Annotated in this window: 14 protein-coding genes; 7 read left to right on the top strand and 7 right to left on the bottom strand. The window is 67.6% G+C overall.

Going from position 1 to position 15,773, the window contains the following annotated elements; all coding sequences use genetic code 11:
* Window positions 1-40 precede the first annotated feature (40 nt).
* Window positions 41-1,066: an aldo/keto reductase gene (locus tag FBZ89_RS10250; protein WP_145749897.1), complete on the top strand. Its 1,026-nt coding sequence runs from the start codon at window positions 41-43 to the stop codon at window positions 1,064-1,066.
* An 85-nt stretch (window positions 1,067-1,151) separates the two neighbouring features.
* On the opposite strand, the gene ychF is transcribed toward FBZ89_RS10250, so the two are convergent.
* The 4 genes from ychF to gloB all read right to left on the bottom strand — a co-directional run bounded on the left by ychF (window position 1,152) and on the right by gloB (window position 4,243).
* Complete coding sequence (gene ychF, locus FBZ89_RS10245) at window positions 1,152-2,249, bottom strand: redox-regulated ATPase YchF (RefSeq protein ID WP_145749896.1); 1,098 nt, start codon at window positions 2,247-2,249, stop codon at window positions 1,152-1,154.
* A gap of 89 nt (window positions 2,250-2,338) precedes the next feature.
* Window positions 2,339-2,791, bottom strand: a complete 453-nt coding sequence (locus tag FBZ89_RS10240) for a cupin domain-containing protein (protein WP_211115180.1) — start codon at window positions 2,789-2,791, stop codon at window positions 2,339-2,341.
* Between the two features lie 3 nt (window positions 2,792-2,794).
* Window positions 2,795-3,400 (bottom strand): glutathione S-transferase N-terminal domain-containing protein, encoded by a 606-nt coding sequence (locus tag FBZ89_RS10235; RefSeq protein WP_145749895.1) that lies wholly within the window; start codon window positions 3,398-3,400, stop codon window positions 2,795-2,797.
* Between the two features lie 42 nt (window positions 3,401-3,442).
* Window positions 3,443-4,243, bottom strand: a complete 801-nt coding sequence (gloB, locus tag FBZ89_RS10230; RefSeq protein ID WP_145749894.1) for a hydroxyacylglutathione hydrolase — start codon at window positions 4,241-4,243, stop codon at window positions 3,443-3,445.
* A gap of 132 nt (window positions 4,244-4,375) precedes the next feature.
* Between gloB and FBZ89_RS10225 the strand changes: the two genes are divergently transcribed.
* The 6 genes from FBZ89_RS10225 (at window position 4,376) to FBZ89_RS10200 (ending at window position 9,535) form a co-directional block, all read left to right on the top strand.
* Window positions 4,376-5,011 (top strand): hypothetical protein, encoded by a 636-nt coding sequence (locus FBZ89_RS10225; RefSeq protein WP_145749893.1) that lies wholly within the window; start codon window positions 4,376-4,378, stop codon window positions 5,009-5,011.
* 5 nt (window positions 5,012-5,016) lie between these two features.
* Entirely contained in the window at window positions 5,017-5,553 is a 537-nt protein-coding gene (locus FBZ89_RS10220) for a hypothetical protein (RefSeq protein ID WP_145749892.1), read from the top strand.
* A 234-nt stretch (window positions 5,554-5,787) separates the two neighbouring features.
* A complete protein-coding gene (locus FBZ89_RS10215; protein ID WP_145749891.1) occupies window positions 5,788-6,279 on the top strand; it encodes a hypothetical protein in 492 nt (163 codons plus the stop codon).
* A gap of 198 nt (window positions 6,280-6,477) precedes the next feature.
* Complete coding sequence (locus FBZ89_RS10210) at window positions 6,478-6,852, top strand: c-type cytochrome (protein ID WP_145749890.1); 375 nt, start codon at window positions 6,478-6,480, stop codon at window positions 6,850-6,852.
* Between the two features lie 218 nt (window positions 6,853-7,070).
* A complete protein-coding gene (locus FBZ89_RS10205) occupies window positions 7,071-8,918 on the top strand; it encodes an autotransporter domain-containing protein (protein ID WP_145749889.1) in 1,848 nt (615 codons plus the stop codon).
* Between the two features lie 107 nt (window positions 8,919-9,025).
* A complete protein-coding gene (locus FBZ89_RS10200; protein ID WP_145749888.1) occupies window positions 9,026-9,535 on the top strand; it encodes a hypothetical protein in 510 nt (169 codons plus the stop codon).
* 143 nt (window positions 9,536-9,678) lie between these two features.
* Here FBZ89_RS10200 and FBZ89_RS10195 read toward each other — a convergent pair whose 3' ends face one another.
* The 3 genes from FBZ89_RS10195 to FBZ89_RS10185 all read right to left on the bottom strand — a co-directional run bounded on the left by FBZ89_RS10195 (window position 9,679) and on the right by FBZ89_RS10185 (window position 15,549).
* The gene (locus tag FBZ89_RS10195) at window positions 9,679-12,057 is read right to left on the bottom strand and encodes an efflux RND transporter permease subunit (protein ID WP_145749887.1); all 2,379 of its coding nucleotides are present in this window, start codon (window positions 12,055-12,057) and stop codon (window positions 9,679-9,681) included.
* Between the two features lie 58 nt (window positions 12,058-12,115).
* A complete protein-coding gene (locus tag FBZ89_RS10190) occupies window positions 12,116-13,186 on the bottom strand; it encodes a WD40/YVTN/BNR-like repeat-containing protein (protein WP_145749886.1) in 1,071 nt (356 codons plus the stop codon).
* Between the two features lie 113 nt (window positions 13,187-13,299).
* Window positions 13,300-15,549 carry a DUF1302 domain-containing protein gene (locus FBZ89_RS10185; RefSeq protein ID WP_145749885.1) on the bottom strand — a complete coding sequence of 750 codons (2,250 nt, stop codon included), beginning with the start codon at window positions 15,547-15,549 and terminating at the stop codon, window positions 13,300-13,302.
* Window positions 15,550-15,773 lie beyond the last annotated feature (224 nt).

Here is a 15,773-nt window from a genome sequence, read left to right as displayed (position 1 = left end):
GACGCCGTTGCCAAGCTTCCCGCCACTTGAGGAAAAAACGATGCTGCAGCGTATGTTAGGCGCCAAAGGTCCCGCCACCTCCGCCCTGGGCCTGGGCTGTATGGGCATGTCCGACATGTACGGCCCCAGCGACCGGGCCGAGAGCATCGCCACCCTGCACGCGGCGGCGGATGCCGGCGTGGTCTTGCTGGACACCGGCGACTTCTACGGCATGGGCCATAACGAGATGCTGATCGGCGACGCGCTGGCCGATGCCGGGTTCACCCGGACCCACAAGCGGGACGATGTGCAGATCAGCGTGAAGTTCGGGGCCCAGCGCGACCCGGCCGGCAACTGGATTGGCTTTGACGCCCGGCCGGCGGCGGTGAAGAACGCGCTGTCCTACACCCTGCGGCGCCTGCGGGTGGACCATATCGACATCTACCGCCCCGCCCGCCTGGACCCCAACGTCCCCATCGAGGATACGGTGGGCGCCATCGCCGACATGGTGAAGGCCGGCTACGTCCGCCACATCGGCCTGTCCGAGGTGGGGTCGGACACCCTGCGCCGCGCTGCGGCCGTGCACCCCATCGTCGACCTGCAGATCGAATACTCGCTGATCTCGCGCGGGCTGGAGCGGGACATCCTGCCCACCTGCCGGGAACTGGGCATCGGCATCACCGCCTATGGCGTGCTGTCGCGCGGGCTGATCAGCGGCCATTGGAGCAAGGGCCGGGGGACGAATGACACGGGCAAAGGCGTCGACTTCCGCGCCCACAGCCCCCGCTTCCAGGGGGAGAACCTGGACCATAACCTGGCCCTGGTGGAGGAATTGCGCCGGGTGGCGGCGGAGAAGGGCGTTACCGTTGCCCAGATCGCCATCGCCTGGGTGCTGGCCCAGGGCCAGGACATCGTTCCCCTGATCGGCGCCCGCCGCCGCGATCGGCTGGCTGAATCCCTGGGCGCCCTGGATGTGACCCTCACGCCCGATGACCTGGCCGCCATCGAACGGGCGGTGCCCAAGGACAGCGCCGCCGGCGACCGCTACAACGCGCACGCCATGGCCTCGTTGGACAGCGAGCGCTGAAAACAGAAAGGGCAGCCGGGTTTCCCTGGCCGCCCTTTTTCATTTCGTTCGCGCAACCATGGCCCTTAGCCGCGGGCCTCGGCGATCAAACATTAAACCGGAAATGGAAGATGTCGCCGTCTTGGACGACGTATTCCTTGCCTTCGATGCGCAGCTTGCCCGCGTCCTTGGCGCCTGCCTCACCGCCCAGGGCGATGTAGCTGTCGAAGTCCACCGTCTCGGCCTTGATGAAGCCGCGTTCGAAGTCGGTGTGGATGACGCCAGCGGCCTCCGGGGCCTTGGCACCGCGGCGCACGGTCCAGGCGCGGGCCTCCTTGGGGCCGACGGTGAAGAAGGTCAGCAGGTTCAGCAGGCCGTAGCCGGCGCGGATCAGGCGGTTCAGGCCCGGCTCCTCCAGCCCCAGGGAGGACAGGTACTCGGCCTTGTCCTCATCACTCAGCTGGGCCAGTTCCGATTCGATGGCGGCGGAGATGACGACCGACACGGCGCCCTGGGCCTTGGCCATCTCGGCCACCTGGGCCGACAGGCTGTTGCCGGTGGCGGCCGAGGCCTCTTCCACGTTGCAGACGTACAGCACCGGCTTGGCGGTCAGCAGCTGCAGCTGGCGCCAGTACAGGCGGTCCTCATCCGACACCTGGACCACCCGGGCCGGCTTGCCGTCCCGCAGCACGACCAGCGCCTGCTCGATCAGGTCGGCGAAAATCTTGGATTCCTTATCGCCGCCCTTGGCCTTCTTCTGCAGCGCGGGCAGGCGCTTTTCCAGGCTGTCCATGTCAGCCAGCATCAGCTCGGTCTCCACCGTCTCCGCGTCGCGGGTGGGGTGGATGGAGCCTTCGACGTGGGTGATGTCGCCGTCCTCGAAGCAGCGCAGCACGTGGACGATGGCGTCCACCTCACGGATGTTGGCCAGAAACTGGTTGCCCAAGCCCTCACCCTTGGAGGCGCCGCGCACCAGGCCGGCGATGTCCACGAATTCCAGCTGGGTGGGGACGGTCTTCTGCGACTTGGCGATGGCCGCCAGCTTGTCCAGGCGCGGGTCGGGCACGCCGACGCGGCCCACATTGGGCTCGATGGTGCAGAAGGGGTAGTTGGCCGCTTCCGCCGCCGCCGTGCTGGTCAGTGCGTTGAACAGGGTCGACTTGCCGACGTTGGGCAGGCCGACGATGCCGCAATTGAATCCCATGGGAATACTCTAGGTGTAAGGGGCCGCTTTGGCCGCGTTTATCGGGCAAAGACGGCCGGATTGCAAACCGCCGTTACGCAGGTCCGCCATCAGGCCGGATAACCCGCCCCAGGCGCCCAGTCCGGTGGCGCCATCTCGAAGGCGCGGAACTCGAAGGCCGGGGCCACGGTGCAGCCCACCAGGGTCCAGTTACCCAGGGACTCCGCCGCCTGCCACTGGCCGGCCGGCACCACGCCCTGGGGCCGTTGCCCGGCGGCGAGATCCGCGCCCAGGGTCAGGTGGGTGGATGCGACGCCGTCGGCGGACAGGGACAGGCGCAAGGGCGCGCCGGCATGCCAGTGCCACACCTCGTCCGCGTCGCGCACCCGGTGCCAGTGCGATCGCTCTCCCGCTTTCAGCAGGAAGTAGATGGCGGTTGAGTCACCCCGGCCGCCGTTCGCCGGGGCATGGCGATAGGTCTCGACATAGTGCCCGCCCTCGGGATGCGGCCGCAGGCCCAGCAGGCGGATGATCCCCTCGGCGTCCAGGGAAGTGGCTTCCATTCCTTACCCCCGGGGCGGCACGGTCAGGCGGAAGCTCTCCCGGTCGCTGGCCTGGGCGAACCAGGTGGCCAGCTTGGGTGCCCGCTGGCGCCAGTGGTCGCACTCCCACCGCAGGTCCAGGTAGGCCAGCGCGATCGTGACCGAGATGGTACCGATGGTCAGGCCCTGCAACTGGCCGGCCTCGGCCTCCAGCAGCTCGACCGCGCGGGTCATGGCCTGGTGCTGGCGCTCCGTCCAATTCGCGGAGCGCAGGTTCTCCGGCCGCAGACCCTCCAGCCGGCGCAGGATGGCGGCGTCGCAGATGCCGTCGGCGATGGCCTGCTGGCGCAGGGCGCGCCAGCGTTCCGTCCCGGCGGCGGAGAACAGGGGCTGACCCTGGGTGCCCTGGCTGTCCAGGTACTCGGCGATGACCGGGCTGTCGAACAGGGTCATGCCGTCGTCGGTCACCAGGGTGGGGATCTTGCCCAGGGGGTTCAGGGTCGGCACCACCGTGTCCGGCGACCAGACATCGGTGGGCGACAGCTCGATCCGGGAAACCAGGCCCCGCTCATGGGCGACCATCAGCGCCTTGCGCACGAAGGGGGAGGTCTGGCTGTAGAATAGCTTCATGGGACGGTCAGGCTTTCGAGAGAGGCGGGAGCCAAGGATCATTTATCCCCGGAAATTGTCTTTCCGGCGGCGAATTTCGGCGAAGACGGCCACCGGATCCTGCCCGTCCAGGCCCACGGCGGCGGCCAGCGCCGGCAGGTCGGCCCGCAGGAAGGGGTTGGTGGCCCGCTCGATGGCGAGGGTGGTGGGCAGGGTGGGGAGGTCCTGGGCCCGCAGGGCCGTGACCTCCGCCATGCGGGCCGCCAGGTCGGCGTTGTCCGGTTCCAGGGTCAGGGCGAAGCGGCCGTTACCGGCGGTATATTCGTGGCCGCAATAGACGGCGGTTTCCGCCGGCAGGGCGCGCAGGCGGGTCAGGGAGTGCCACATCTGGTCCGGCGTGCCTTCGAACAGGCGGCCGCAGCCCAGGGAGAACAGGGTGTCGCCGGAGAACAGCACGGCGTCCTCAGCCCCATGGAAGGCGATGTGGCCGCGCGTGTGGCCGGGCACGTCGATGCCGGTGAAGGGGCAGGCACCCAGGGTGAAGCTCTCCCCATCCGCGACGGCGCGGTCGATGCCGGGGATGCGGTCGCGGTCGGCGGCGGGGCCGACGATGGCGGCGCCGAAGCGGGCCTTCAGTTCCAGGTTGCCGCCGACATGGTCGCCGTGGTGGTGGGTGTTGACGATCAGATCCAGCCCCCAGCCGCGCTGCTCCAGCGCTGCTACCACCGGGGCGGCTTCCGCCGGGTCCACAACGGCGACCTTGGCCGTGGCGGCGCAGCGCAGCAGGTGGATGTAGTTGTCGCTGAGCGCCGGGACCAGGATCACGTCAAGGCGCCGGGGGGCGGTGGGGGCGGGCGGGGTCATGGCGGCAAACCTATCGCAGCGGCGGGGGTAATGCTAATGGTTGGATCCGCCATCGCTTGACAGCGCCCCGATCTCCGGGATTGCCTTGCGGGTGGGGGAGTTCACCAACCATATCCGACTAAAAGCGGGCTTATGAGCGATCTGCTGACGGCGGTGGCGATCTTTATGATGGTGGCGGGGCTGTCCTACCTCGCCGCGCTGGCCATTTCGCACCTGGTGGAACGTCATCTGCACATGAGCGAAGGCGTGGACCGGGTGGACGAGCGCTTCCAGGAGGCCAACATCCTGTTCCGCAAGTTCGAGGACCGGGGCGGCAAGATCATGCCGCGTGTGGCCCGCCTGGACAATGCGCTGAAATCCGCCCGGCGGCAAAACTACATGTCCACCCGCCGCGTGGCCGACCTGGAGGCCAAGCGCGACCAGCTGATCCGCGTGCTGGGGGAGGAGGATGCCTTCACCCGCCCCGGCCGGCCGGCCCGCCATTTCGTGGCGGCCGTGATCAACCGTCATGTGCAGCGCGCGGTGATGGAGCAGAAAGAGGTGATGGGCCTGTCGCGCAGTTGGGCGCGCACCCAGAACGTCCATGCCTGGGCACCCAACGTCGGTGACGCCAAGACCCTGGTGGAAAGCTACTACCCCCACTCCATGGGCTTCCACATCATCGAGATTCGCGAGCCCTCGCAAGACAGCCCGGGGGATCATGGGCCGGGCATGGATGACGGCGATATCCATCTGGCGGAGGCCGACACCTCCACCCCGCGGGGCTGAGCGCCATGGCCATCAGCTTTTCCCTGCTGTTCGGTATCGCCGCCGGGCTCACCGCCGCGGGGCAAGTCGCCAGCTCCACCGCCCGGCGCATCCGCCGCATGCGCCGCGACACCCGCGCCCGCCGCCGCCAGGTGGATGAGCTGTTCCAGGCGGTGCGGGACAAGGCCAAGCTGACCCTGGATCTGAAGCGCGAGGAGCGCAAGATGACGGCGGAGCTGGAGGAGCTGCGCAGCAGCGTCACCGAGCATGACCGCCTGGCCGAGGCGCGCCGCGCGGACGAGGCGCTGCTGTACGTCTATGACGAGCGCCGCATGCCCAACGACAGCGGCTTCACCGTCACCATCACCCATTCCAGTTTCCAGACGCTGTCGCGCGGCGCGCCGGAGCCGGTGGTGTCGTCGTGGCGCATGGGCCGGCGCTATCTGGTGTGGGCCTCCAGCGCCAAGCTGGCCGTGTCCAAGACCCTGCAACGCTTTCCCCCGGAACGCGGCTATGTGGTCAAGGGCGGCGATCCCTACCCCTCCGATCCCGAGGAGTTGTGAGCCGGATGGCCGTCCCCCTGGGCGGCCTGGGCGCTTGTGCAAGGGGCCCCCGCCGCATGGTGACGCGTGGCATTTAGCAGCAATCGCCCCGTCATGGTCCCAGCGTTGCCCGGCTTCCGCCGCAATCCCGGTGTTGAATAGCACCATCTCCGGACGCCTTCCCCCCGATGGCAACTGCCAATGGGGGTAGGGGGTGCCGGACGGATGTTTCCCCTTCGGGATCAGCGTGCCGCCATGTTGCTCAAGACTGTCTTTCTGCCCCTGACGGCCGCGGGCTTCGGTGCCGCCGCCGGCCTGTGGGACCTGACCTCCGCCAGTCTGGACGGCACCCTGGTCATGCTGGCCATCGCCGGTTTCCTGCTGTCGGTGGCCGCCCCCCGCCAGTGGGGTGTCTGGGTCCTGGTCATCGGCGTGGGCGTGCTGCTGGCCCATGTGGTCACACCCGCCCGTCCCGGGATGCTGTTCGACCTGACCGTGGTTTCCGGGCTGGTGGCCGCCGCAGTCTCCCTGCTGCCGGCGGCGGTGGGCGCGGTCGCGGCCCTCGCGGTGCTGTGGGTGCTGCGGCCCAACCGCCCCGTGCGGGTCTATGCGGTGCCCCAGGCCCAGCCCGCCAAGACCAACCTGGTGCAACGCGGCGCCCAGGCGGCCCAGCGCGCCGCCGACCATATGGGGCGCTTCAACGGCGGCGGCCTGCGCGGCCAGCCCACCCTGGATGTGGGCGACTGAAGCCTGCGGGGGAGGACGGTGCGCCGCCGTCCTCCCCCGGCTGTGTCATCCCTCTAATTTGGCCCGCCTTTTTACGGATCGGGACAGTCCGTCCGATTGACAGCGTCATCCGCCGCCCCCTACCGTCGCGCCACTTCAGCCCAGGCCCCGCATGGTCTCGGCAAATAGGGTCACACGAAGAACAATAGGGGTCGTTTCATGAAGATTGCCGCCGCCATCACCGTCCTGGCCATCGCCGTCGCTGGCACCGCCGCCGCTCAGACGGCCGGCGACCCCGTGAAGGGGGAAAAGGTGTTCCAGCGCTGCAAGGCCTGCCACAGCGCCGAGAAGGATGGCGCCGACAAGCTGGGCCCCAACCTGTGGGGTGTGGTCGGCCGCAAGTCGGCCAGCGAGGACGGTTTCAATTATTCCCCGGCGATGAAGGCTGCCAACAAGACCTGGGACGCCGCCACGCTGGATGTCTACCTGACCAAGCCGGCGGCCCTGGTGCCCGGCACCCGCATGGCGTTCCCCGGCCTTCCCTCCGCCCAGGACCGGGCCGACGTCATCGCCTATCTGTCCGGCTTGAAGTAAGCGTTTCCGGTTCCGGCCCCGCCCCCAAGGTGGGGCCGGATCGTTGCGATCCCCCAACTGCTGCCGCCACGACACAACCGGTGATATTCGCGGCCTTGTGACTTTTGGGCCCTTGACGCCGGGGGATGCTTTCATGGGACTCTGCCCTCGCGTCAAGAACGAGCAGGCCGCCTGAACGGCCCGCCGTGAAGGGATAGAGGGAGCCCATAACCAGCCGGATGTTACGCACGACCACCGCCATGGCGGTGGCGCTGATGGCGTCTTTCGTCGGTTTCACCGCGCACGCGCAGCAATATTCCGCCGGTATCGTCTTCGGTGACAGCCTCAGCGACCCGGGCAATCTGGTGCCCCTGGGCCTGGCGCCGCCGCCGCCCTATTACAACGGCCGCTTCTCCAACGGCCCGCTGTGGGATGAGAAGGTGGGCGCGCTGATCGGTGGCGTGCCGTTCAAGAGCTACGCCTATGGCGGCGCCCGCTCCACGGCGGAACGGCCCATCGACTTCCTGAACCAGATCAACGCCTTCCTGGCGGCCAAGCCTACCATCACCAGCAGCCAGTTGTATTCCTTGTGGATCGGCGCCAACGACTACTTCCAGTACGCCACCAGCGGTTCCTCGGTGGACGCGGCGACGGAGGCGGCCACGGTGGTGGGCAACATCGGCACCGGCGCCAACAAGCTGATCGCCGCCGGCGCCCGCAACTTCCTGATCTTCAACCTTCCCAACCTGGGCAATACTCCGTCCATCTCGGCCGAAGGGGCGGACGCCTCGCTGCAGGCCAACCAGCTGACGGCCATCCACAACGCCGACGTGCTGGCCCTGACCAAAAGCCTGAACGGCACCAGTGGCGCCCGGGTCATCCTGGTGGACGTGAACACCATCTTCAGCATGATCCAGGCCAACCCGTCGGCCTACGGCATCACCGACGCCACCCATTCCTGCCTGCTGGGCGGCAAGGCCACGGGCTACTGCACCCCCGCCAACATCAACACCATGCTGTTCTGGGACGACGTGCATCCCACCACCACAGGCCACACCCTGGTGGCGGAATATGTGGCGGGCACCCTGACCACCGTGCTGCAGGCGCCGCAGGCGGCGGTGGCGGCCACGCAGCTGAACTTCATCGCCGATGACGGCATGACCGGCGCCGTCCGCGCCCGCCTGAACGGCATCCGTTCCGGCACCGCTGTCGCCGGCGTGGGCGGCGGCATGGGGACCGGCACCGCCACCGGCCGCGACGGCCGCGTCGGCATCTTCCTCTATGGCAACTACGGCACCGGTGATCGCGACGCCATCGCAGGCCAGATGGGCTACAACTACGACAGCTACACCGGCGCCCTGGGTGTGGACTACCGGGTGACGGACGTCGTCTCCACCGGCATCGCGTTGGGCTATGGCGACAACCGCATGCGCTTCCAGAACAATTTCGGCAAGGATGAGCTGCACGCCTACAATCTGATGGCCTACGCCACTGCCAACATGGGCGCCTTCTACGCTGACGGCATGATCAGCTACGGCTATGACGAGTTCACCCAGATGCAGCGCCAGACCGGCTTCGCGCCGCAGCCCTGGGGCAACGCCACGCCCAACGGCAGCACCTATGGCGCCAGCCTGTCCGGCGGCTACAATGTGACGCTGGGCAATGTGGCCCTGGGCCCCACGGCGGGCCTGCGCTACACCCGCGCCAGCATTCACAGCTACACGGAAAAGGACGCGGGCGCCCTGGCGCTGAGCGTGCCGGACTTCGACGCGGAAAGCTTCCGCGCCCAGGCGGGCGGCCAGCTGGCCATCCCCTTCGTCATGGGGGACGTGGTGGTTGCGCCGCAGATCCAGGCCGGCGTGCAGCATGAGTTTCTGAACTCCGGCCGCGTCTTCCAGGCCACCCTGCCGGGCGGCCAGGTGGCGGAGACGGACGCGGGTGCCGGCAAGCGCACCTCCTACTATGGTGGCGGCGGCATCGCCATCCAGGCCAACGGCTTCAACGTCGCCGTTTCCTACCAGGGGACGTTCGACAACGGCGACCGCACGGACCACGCCGTCATGGGCCACATCCGCATCGGCTTCTAAGGCCATAAGCAACAGTGCAAGGTTGACTGGGGGGCGCAGGATATTCCCGCGCCCCTTTTGTTGCTACCCTGGCGGCCGAGAACAACGACGCGAGGGAGGATAAGATCATGTCCCGTTTGCGGTTCCCCTTGGGCTTGGCCGCCTGCGTCCTGGCGGCACCCTTTCTGGTGGGCGCCGGCCCGCTCCCCAGCCCCAGCAACCCCGCCGCCGGTAACCCCGCCCAGGCCATCCTGGACACCGACCGCGCCTTCGCCGCCAAGGCGCAGGAGGTGGGCGTGGGGGCCGCCTTCCAGGCCTTTGCCGCAGATGAGGTCACCCTGCTGAACCGTCCGCAGGCCAAGGTGGACCGGGCGGCACTGGCCACCCTGTTCCCGGCGGGGCTGGAGCTGGAATGGGCGCCGGAGGATGCCTCGGTCTCGGCCGACGGCACGCTGGGCTACAGCTGGGGCAGGGCACGCTCCCGCCTCAAAAAGCCCGACGGCACGGTGGTGGAGCGTCCGCCCGTCCGCTACGTCACCGTATGGCGCCGCGCCACCAAGGACGCCCCCTGGCGCTTCATCTTCGATGGCGGCACCGTGGATCCGGAATGGGAAGCGGCGCAGCCCAAGGCGCAATAGCCCGACCTGAAAAGAAAAACCCCCGCCGGACGGACCGGACGGGGGTCTTTTATTCTTCCAGACCTGTGACGGCAGGCCCCGGAGTGAGCGGAACGAGGATGGCCAAGCGGCCGGACGCTCCGCCGGCGCTTGAGGCAACCGAACTAGTGAGCCGCGAAGGTCCGCTTCTGCGCCCGCTTGACCTCGCTCTCAAACAGGCGGGGGAACAGGCGATAGAGCGTGGCGGCGATGGCGGGCAGCAGGATGATGGCGCCCAACATGTTGGCGATGAAGACGAAGGTCAGCAGCTCGCCCATGTTGGCCTGGAACTTCAGGGCGGAGAAGGACCAGGTGGCGACACCCACCGCCAGGGTCAGCGCGGTGAAGAGGATGGAGCTGCCGGTTTCCTGCAGGGTCTTGTAGTAGGCTTCGGCGAAGCCCAGGCCGTGCTTCAGATAGGATTGCAGGCGGTTGAAGATATAGAGGCCGTAGTCCACGCCGATGCCCACGCCCAAGGCGGTGACCGGCAGGGTGCTCGTCTTCAGGCCGATCTTGAGCTCGGCCATCAGCGCGTCGCACAGCACCGAGACCACGATCAGCGGCAACACGGTGGCGATGGTGCCGACGACGGAGCGGAAGGTAAGGGCGCAGAACACCAGCACGGTGCCGTAGACCCACAGCAGCATGGGGGTCTCGGCCGCCGTCACCGCCTGGTTGGTGGCGGCCATGACGCCGACGTTGCCGGTGGCCAGGCGGAAGCGGATGGCGCCCTTATCTTTGGCGTCGGTGCCGTGGACCTTGTTGTAGGTCTCCACCGCCTTGACCACGCGGTCGATGGTCTCTGCCCTGTGGTCCTTGGTGAAGATCATGATGGGCATGACGGAACAGTCGGCATTCAACAGGCCGGTTGAGGTCTCGACGGGCGAGACGGCGCGTACCAGCACCTGGCTGTTGCGGGGCAGGACGCGCCAGTTCAGGTTGCCCTCGTTCCAGCCCATGTTGACGGTCTTCATCACCTGGGGCAGCGACAGCGTGGACTGCACGCCGTCCACATTGCGCATCTGCCAGGCGAAGTCGTCCACCTGGGACGCGACATTGTAGTCGATGCAGCCGTTGGCCGGCGCCTCGGCGATGACCTGGATGATGTCCACGCCGATGGCGAAATGGGCGGCGATGAAATCGGCATCCTTGTTGTAGCGGCTGTCCGGCCACAGCTCGGGCACGCCGGCCTCGGCGTCGCCAATGACGCGCCGGCCCGATTCATGATGCGCCCAGGCGAAGACGGCCAGGCCGATCATCAGGGCCGGGATGGCGCCCTTGGGCCGGGCGAAGACGGTGAAGACCTTCCACACCGCGTCAAAGCGGTCCACCTGGCCGGAAACGCGGCGGCGGTAGCTGTCGCCCAAGGATAGGAAGGACAGGGCCACCGGCAGGATCATCAGGTGGGTGATGACGATGATGACCATGCCGACCGAGGCCGACAGCGCCAGTTCCTGGATCATCTGGATCTTGACGATGCGGATGGTCAGGAAGGCGATGGCGTCGGCCACCAGGGCGCTGGCGCCGGGCACCAGCAGGCGCTGAAAACTGATGCGGGCGGCGGAGAAGGCGTCCGCCCCCTTGCCGATCTCCTGCGTGATGGTGCCCACGTTCTGCACGCCATGGCTGATGGCGATGGCGAACACCAGGAAGGGCACCAGGATGGACATGGGGTCCATGGCCAGGCCCATCAGCACCAGGAGGCCCAGCTGCCAGATGACGGTGACGACCGATAGGGCCAGCAGCACGGCGGTCATACGGAACGACCGGCCATAGACATAGACCAGGACGGCGGTGATGACGAAGGCGAGGCCGAAGAAGCCGATGACGCCCACCGTGCCGTCGGCCACGTCGCCCATGGCCTTGGCGAAGCCGATGATGTGAATGTCCACGGCATCGTCGGCGTACTTGCCCCGGATGGCCTCCAGCTTCTTGGCCACGTCCATGTAGTTCAACTTGGCGCCGGTGCTGGGGTCGCGGTCCAGCAGCTGAATGCTGACCAAGGCCGCGGTGAAATCCTCCGCCACCAGGCGGCCCACCTGGCCGGACTTCAGCACGTTGCCGCGCACCACGTTCAGCCAGTCCGGTGTGGCCTTGAACTCCGCCGGGATGACGTTGCCGCCGCTGAACCCGTCCTCAACGATCTCGATGAAGCGGACGTTGGGGGTGAACAGGGAGGTGACGCTGGCCCGGTCCACGCCGGGGATGAAGAACACCTCGTCCGTCACCTGCTTCAGCTTGGTGAAGAATTCCGGCGTGTAGATGTCGCCCTTCTTCACGCTCAGCGCCACCACGACCCGGTTGGCCCCGCCGAATTCCTTCTGATACTGCAGGAAGGTCTTCATATAGGGGTGTTCTTGCGGCAGCTGCTTCTCATAGGCCGTGTCCACCGCCAGGTGGCTGGCCTGCCAGGCGAAGAAGGCCGTGGCCAGCGCGAACAGCACCAGCACCACCTGCCGGTGGCGGAAGATCAGGGCGTCGAGGAAGCGGGGCAGGGACGTCATCGGGCACTCGGGGGAAACGGGGGAACCGGGAAAAGGCGGTCAGGGGCGGCGCTGGCGGTCAGGGCAGCGCGCCCACCAGCTTGGGGCCCTCATCGCCCAACAGGACCAAGGTGCCGTCGGCGCCGCGGACCGCATCGGCCAGGGCCAGGCGGTCGGGGCGGTAGGTCAGCTTGAAGCTGGCGCCGCCATCGCTGCTGCTCAGCACGGTGCCCAGCGCGCCCACCAGGACGACATGGCCATCGGGGGTGGCGACACCGCCCATCAGGCCGGCCTTGGTGCCGGTGTCTATGGTCTGCCAATTCTGGCCGCCATCGGTGGAGCGGAAGGCGTGGCCCTGCAGGCCGAAGACCACCACGGCCCTGTCGTCCACCGCCACGCCGCTGAACAGCGAGCCCTCATAGGGCAGGGCGCGCTTGGTCCAGGTGCGGCCCTTGTCCGGGCTGGTGTAGACGCCGCCGGCCTCCCCCACCACCATGCGGGTGTCGCCGCCGGTGGCGAAGATGGCGTTCAGGTGCAGGTCGTCGTCGGTGATGCGGCGCTTGGTCCAGGTCTTGCCGCCGTCGGCGGTTTCCAGGAACAGGCCGTAGGCGCCCACCGCGATGCCGTGGTCGGCGTCGTCGAACAGCACATCCATCAGGGGCTGTTCCCAATCGGGCGCGAAGTTCTGCAGGGTCCAGCTTTCACCGCCATCGGTGGTGTGCAGGATGGTGGCGTCATGGCCCACGGCCCAGCCCTGCTTGGCGTCGATGAAGCGCACACCGGTCAGGGTGGCGTTGGCGGGGGCGGGCACTTGGCGCCAGCTGTGGCCATTGTCGTCGGACAGCAGGATATGCCCGCGTTCCCCCACCGCCACCAGGCGCGTACCCGCCAGCGTGCCGGCTAGGATCAGGGAACGCGGGGCAAGAGGGGCCAGCAGCGCCGGGATGGGAGCGTTGGCGGCCGGGGTCTTCCCGGCGATGGGCGCGGTGACCTTGATGTCGGATGACGAGGGGATGTCGGATGATGAGGGGCTGTCGCCGGCCGCCATCTCCCTCGCTCTTAGGTTGTCCCTGGGGGCGAGGCTGGAGGCCAGGGCCAGGGACAGGGCGCCGGCGACGAGCCGGGCGGCGAGGGGGCGGCATTTCATCATTCAAGTCGCGGACCGCCTCTCGGCGGCCGGCGCCCATAAAACCGGGAAAGGGATGCTGACCCTGTCACGGGCCGCCGGGGGAAATCCAGCGATCCCGTGACGGGGTGGCAGGATTAGAAGGAGTACTTCACGCTGAAACTGATGAAGTCACGATCGTTGATGAGGTTGAAGTCACCACCGCCGAAGAAGTTGGTGTAGTTCACGTCGGCCGACCATTTGTCCAGGAAGGTGGCGGTCAGGCCCACCGACACGGCCTTGCGACCGTCGATGAAGGTGCCCACGGGCAGCGGCGTGGTGCCGTGCACGTCATGTTCCCAGACCACGCGGGGCATCAGGTTGATGCCGCCGATGGCGTTCAGGTAGTCGAAGCGGGCGACCAGGCGGTAGCCCCATGAGAACTCGGTGCCGAAGCCGCTGGTGGCCACGCTCTCCATGCCGCCCAGGCCCAGGAAGTTGGCATTGCCGCCCACATTGGTGCCTGTGCCACTGAAGTGCACGCCGTCCGGCATGTTGTGCACGATGTCGGCGCCGACTTCGCCCACCAGGATCACCTGGTTGGCACCCATCATGGGCGGCAGGTCCTTGGTGAAGGTCATCTGGACCTGGCTGATGTCGTAGCGGCCATAGCCCTGGATGGTGGTGCCGAACAGGCGGGACGCGCTCTGCTCGATCTGCGCTGTGGTGGTGCCCTGGATGCCGCCCAGGCGCTGGATCAGCGCATTGGTGTTGAAGATATGGGCGGCGGCGGTGGCGGCCTGCTGCGCGCCGGCGGTGGCGCCGGCGGTGGCGCCGGCCTTGGCGCCGGCGGCGGAGCCCTGGGCCTGCCCCGCGGCCTGGGCCGCGGCCAGCGAAGCGGGACCGCCCGCGCCGGCGATGGCGGCCTGGACGGTGGCCTGGACCGGGGCCGGCAGCGCGGTGAAGTTGGTGCCGACCAGCGCCGGGGCGGCGACCGACAGCACCTGGTTCACGGCCGTCTGGTAGGCGGCGGTGGCGGCGGCCAGGCCCTGCGCGGCGCCGGCGGCGGCACCCTGCTGGGCGCCCAGGGCGGCCCCCTGTTGGCTGCCGGTCTGGATGAAGCCGAAGACCGAGGGCGCGGCCAGCATGGCCTGCAGGACGTCCACGGCGTCGTACTGCAGGGGCTGGCCCTGGCGGTACGAGTACTCACCCTGGATGGCGACGCCTTCAACACTGGTGCTGAAGCTGACGCCATACATCTTGATGTCGTTGACGTAGTCGGCGAAGTAGCCGCTGTGATTGCTGAACGTCTCCGGGTTGGACGCGAAGTCGCCGAAGCTGCCCACCTTGACCGACAGGTCCGGCACCCGGTTGTTGTACTTCAGGAAGAAAATGCCGAAGTCGGTGTCGTCCAGTTCCGGCACGGAATAATGGACACCGAAGCCGAACTGGCCGTCGTCGCGGCCGTTGTGGTCGTTCAGGCGCGGCACGTTGGTGCCGAAGGGCGCGATGGGGGTGACCTGGCCCAGGATGGGGTTCTTGACCGTGCCGTTGGTCTCGATGGCGTGCTGCAGCGGGCTGTCGGCGGCCAGCGGGTTGCCGAAGGGCAGGGACAGGTAGCGGGCACCCGGCGACAGCGAGTCATCGCTGCTGAAATAGGTGCCGGCCGGGTCCAGCAGCGTCTTCTCCCACTTGAACTGGTAGAAGGCTTCCACGCTCAGATTGTTAGTCAGGCCCAGGTTGGCGCTGATCATCGGCACCGGCAGGAAGACTTCCTTCAGCTCCGTGCCCGGCTGGTGCAGGGCGGAGACGTCGACCGGGTTGATGGCGTTGATGCCGTTGGGGATGAAGGTGCTTTCACCCCAGCTCAGCACCTGGTTGCCCACACGCATGCTGAGCGAGGTGCCGCCGCCCAGGTCGAAGTTGCCGTAGGCGTAGGCGTCCAGCAGGCGGGCGTAGGCCGCCGTCTGGTCACGGGCGGTGGAACTCAGCGTGAAGGCGCCGGTGCGCGCACCCGAGGTGCTGTTGGCGTCGTTGTTGATCGGGTCGTACAGGAAGGTCGCGCGACTGAAGAAGCCGATGTTGTCGTAGTCCAGCTTCAGTTCGTTGGTCATGCGGCCGGTGGACGACACCAGGCCGGTGCCGTAGTTCAGGTCGCCGTTATCCTGGTTGATGGAGGAGGCGTTGCCGCCATTGGCCTTGCCCACCAGATTCTTGTCACGCTCCTGCACGCGGATCAGGCCGCCGAAGGTCAGGGTGGTGTTGAAGCTGCCTTGAAGATCGCCGCTGCTGAAGTCCAGGGCGCGCGCCGGCATTGAAGCGAACAGCGATGTGCCTAGCGCCGCGACGCTCACACCCGCCAGAATACGAGATTTCAGGCACGACTTTCCAAAGACGTTCGCCGCCATGCGTCTTTCCTCCCTGCACGTTTTTTTTAAGACACGACCATTCCTGGCATTCCTGCCTGGGACTCGCGTCCAGCCTCTCTACGCCAAGCCTCGGTTTTCCGGGCCTTGCCGTCAAGCATTGATGAGCAGGATCAAGGGATTCCGCGCCCGATAGGGCAAATCTGCAACGCCATTCGACTCGGGTTCCGGCGCTTCCGAGGGGGTGTTTGCCGGGTTGCCAGTAG

This window comes from Nitrospirillum amazonense (assembly GCF_007828045.1).
Lineage (GTDB): Bacteria > Pseudomonadota > Alphaproteobacteria > Azospirillales > Azospirillaceae > Nitrospirillum > Nitrospirillum amazonense_C.
The sequence above is the reverse complement of the archived record's forward strand: the minus strand, read 5'-3'. Positions and strand labels throughout refer to the sequence as shown.

Excerpts from the sequence above, each read along its gene's own strand:
- FBZ89_RS10250 (WP_145749897.1), top strand. The coding sequence starts at position 41 with ATGCTGCAGCGTATGTTAGGCGCCAAAGGTCCCGCCACCTCCGCCCTG.
- ychF (WP_145749896.1), bottom strand. The coding sequence starts at position 2,249 with ATGGGATTCAATTGCGGCATCGTCGGCCTGCCCAACGTCGGCAAGTCG.
- FBZ89_RS10240 (WP_211115180.1), bottom strand. The coding sequence starts at position 2,791 with ATGGAAGCCACTTCCCTGGACGCCGAGGGGATCATCCGCCTGCTGGGC.
- FBZ89_RS10235 (WP_145749895.1), bottom strand. The coding sequence starts at position 3,400 with ATGAAGCTATTCTACAGCCAGACCTCCCCCTTCGTGCGCAAGGCGCTG.
- gloB (WP_145749894.1), bottom strand. The coding sequence starts at position 4,243 with ATGACCCCGCCCGCCCCCACCGCCCCCCGGCGCCTTGACGTGATCCTG.
- FBZ89_RS10225 (WP_145749893.1), top strand. The coding sequence starts at position 4,376 with ATGAGCGATCTGCTGACGGCGGTGGCGATCTTTATGATGGTGGCGGGG.
- FBZ89_RS10220 (WP_145749892.1), top strand. The coding sequence starts at position 5,017 with ATGGCCATCAGCTTTTCCCTGCTGTTCGGTATCGCCGCCGGGCTCACC.
- FBZ89_RS10215 (WP_145749891.1), top strand. The coding sequence starts at position 5,788 with ATGTTGCTCAAGACTGTCTTTCTGCCCCTGACGGCCGCGGGCTTCGGT.
- FBZ89_RS10210 (WP_145749890.1), top strand. The coding sequence starts at position 6,478 with ATGAAGATTGCCGCCGCCATCACCGTCCTGGCCATCGCCGTCGCTGGC.
- FBZ89_RS10205 (WP_145749889.1), top strand. The coding sequence starts at position 7,071 with ATGTTACGCACGACCACCGCCATGGCGGTGGCGCTGATGGCGTCTTTC.
- FBZ89_RS10200 (WP_145749888.1), top strand. The coding sequence starts at position 9,026 with ATGTCCCGTTTGCGGTTCCCCTTGGGCTTGGCCGCCTGCGTCCTGGCG.
- FBZ89_RS10195 (WP_145749887.1), bottom strand. The coding sequence starts at position 12,057 with ATGACGTCCCTGCCCCGCTTCCTCGACGCCCTGATCTTCCGCCACCGG.
- FBZ89_RS10190 (WP_145749886.1), bottom strand. The coding sequence starts at position 13,186 with ATGATGAAATGCCGCCCCCTCGCCGCCCGGCTCGTCGCCGGCGCCCTG.
- FBZ89_RS10185 (WP_145749885.1), bottom strand. The coding sequence starts at position 15,549 with ATGGCGGCGAACGTCTTTGGAAAGTCGTGCCTGAAATCTCGTATTCTG.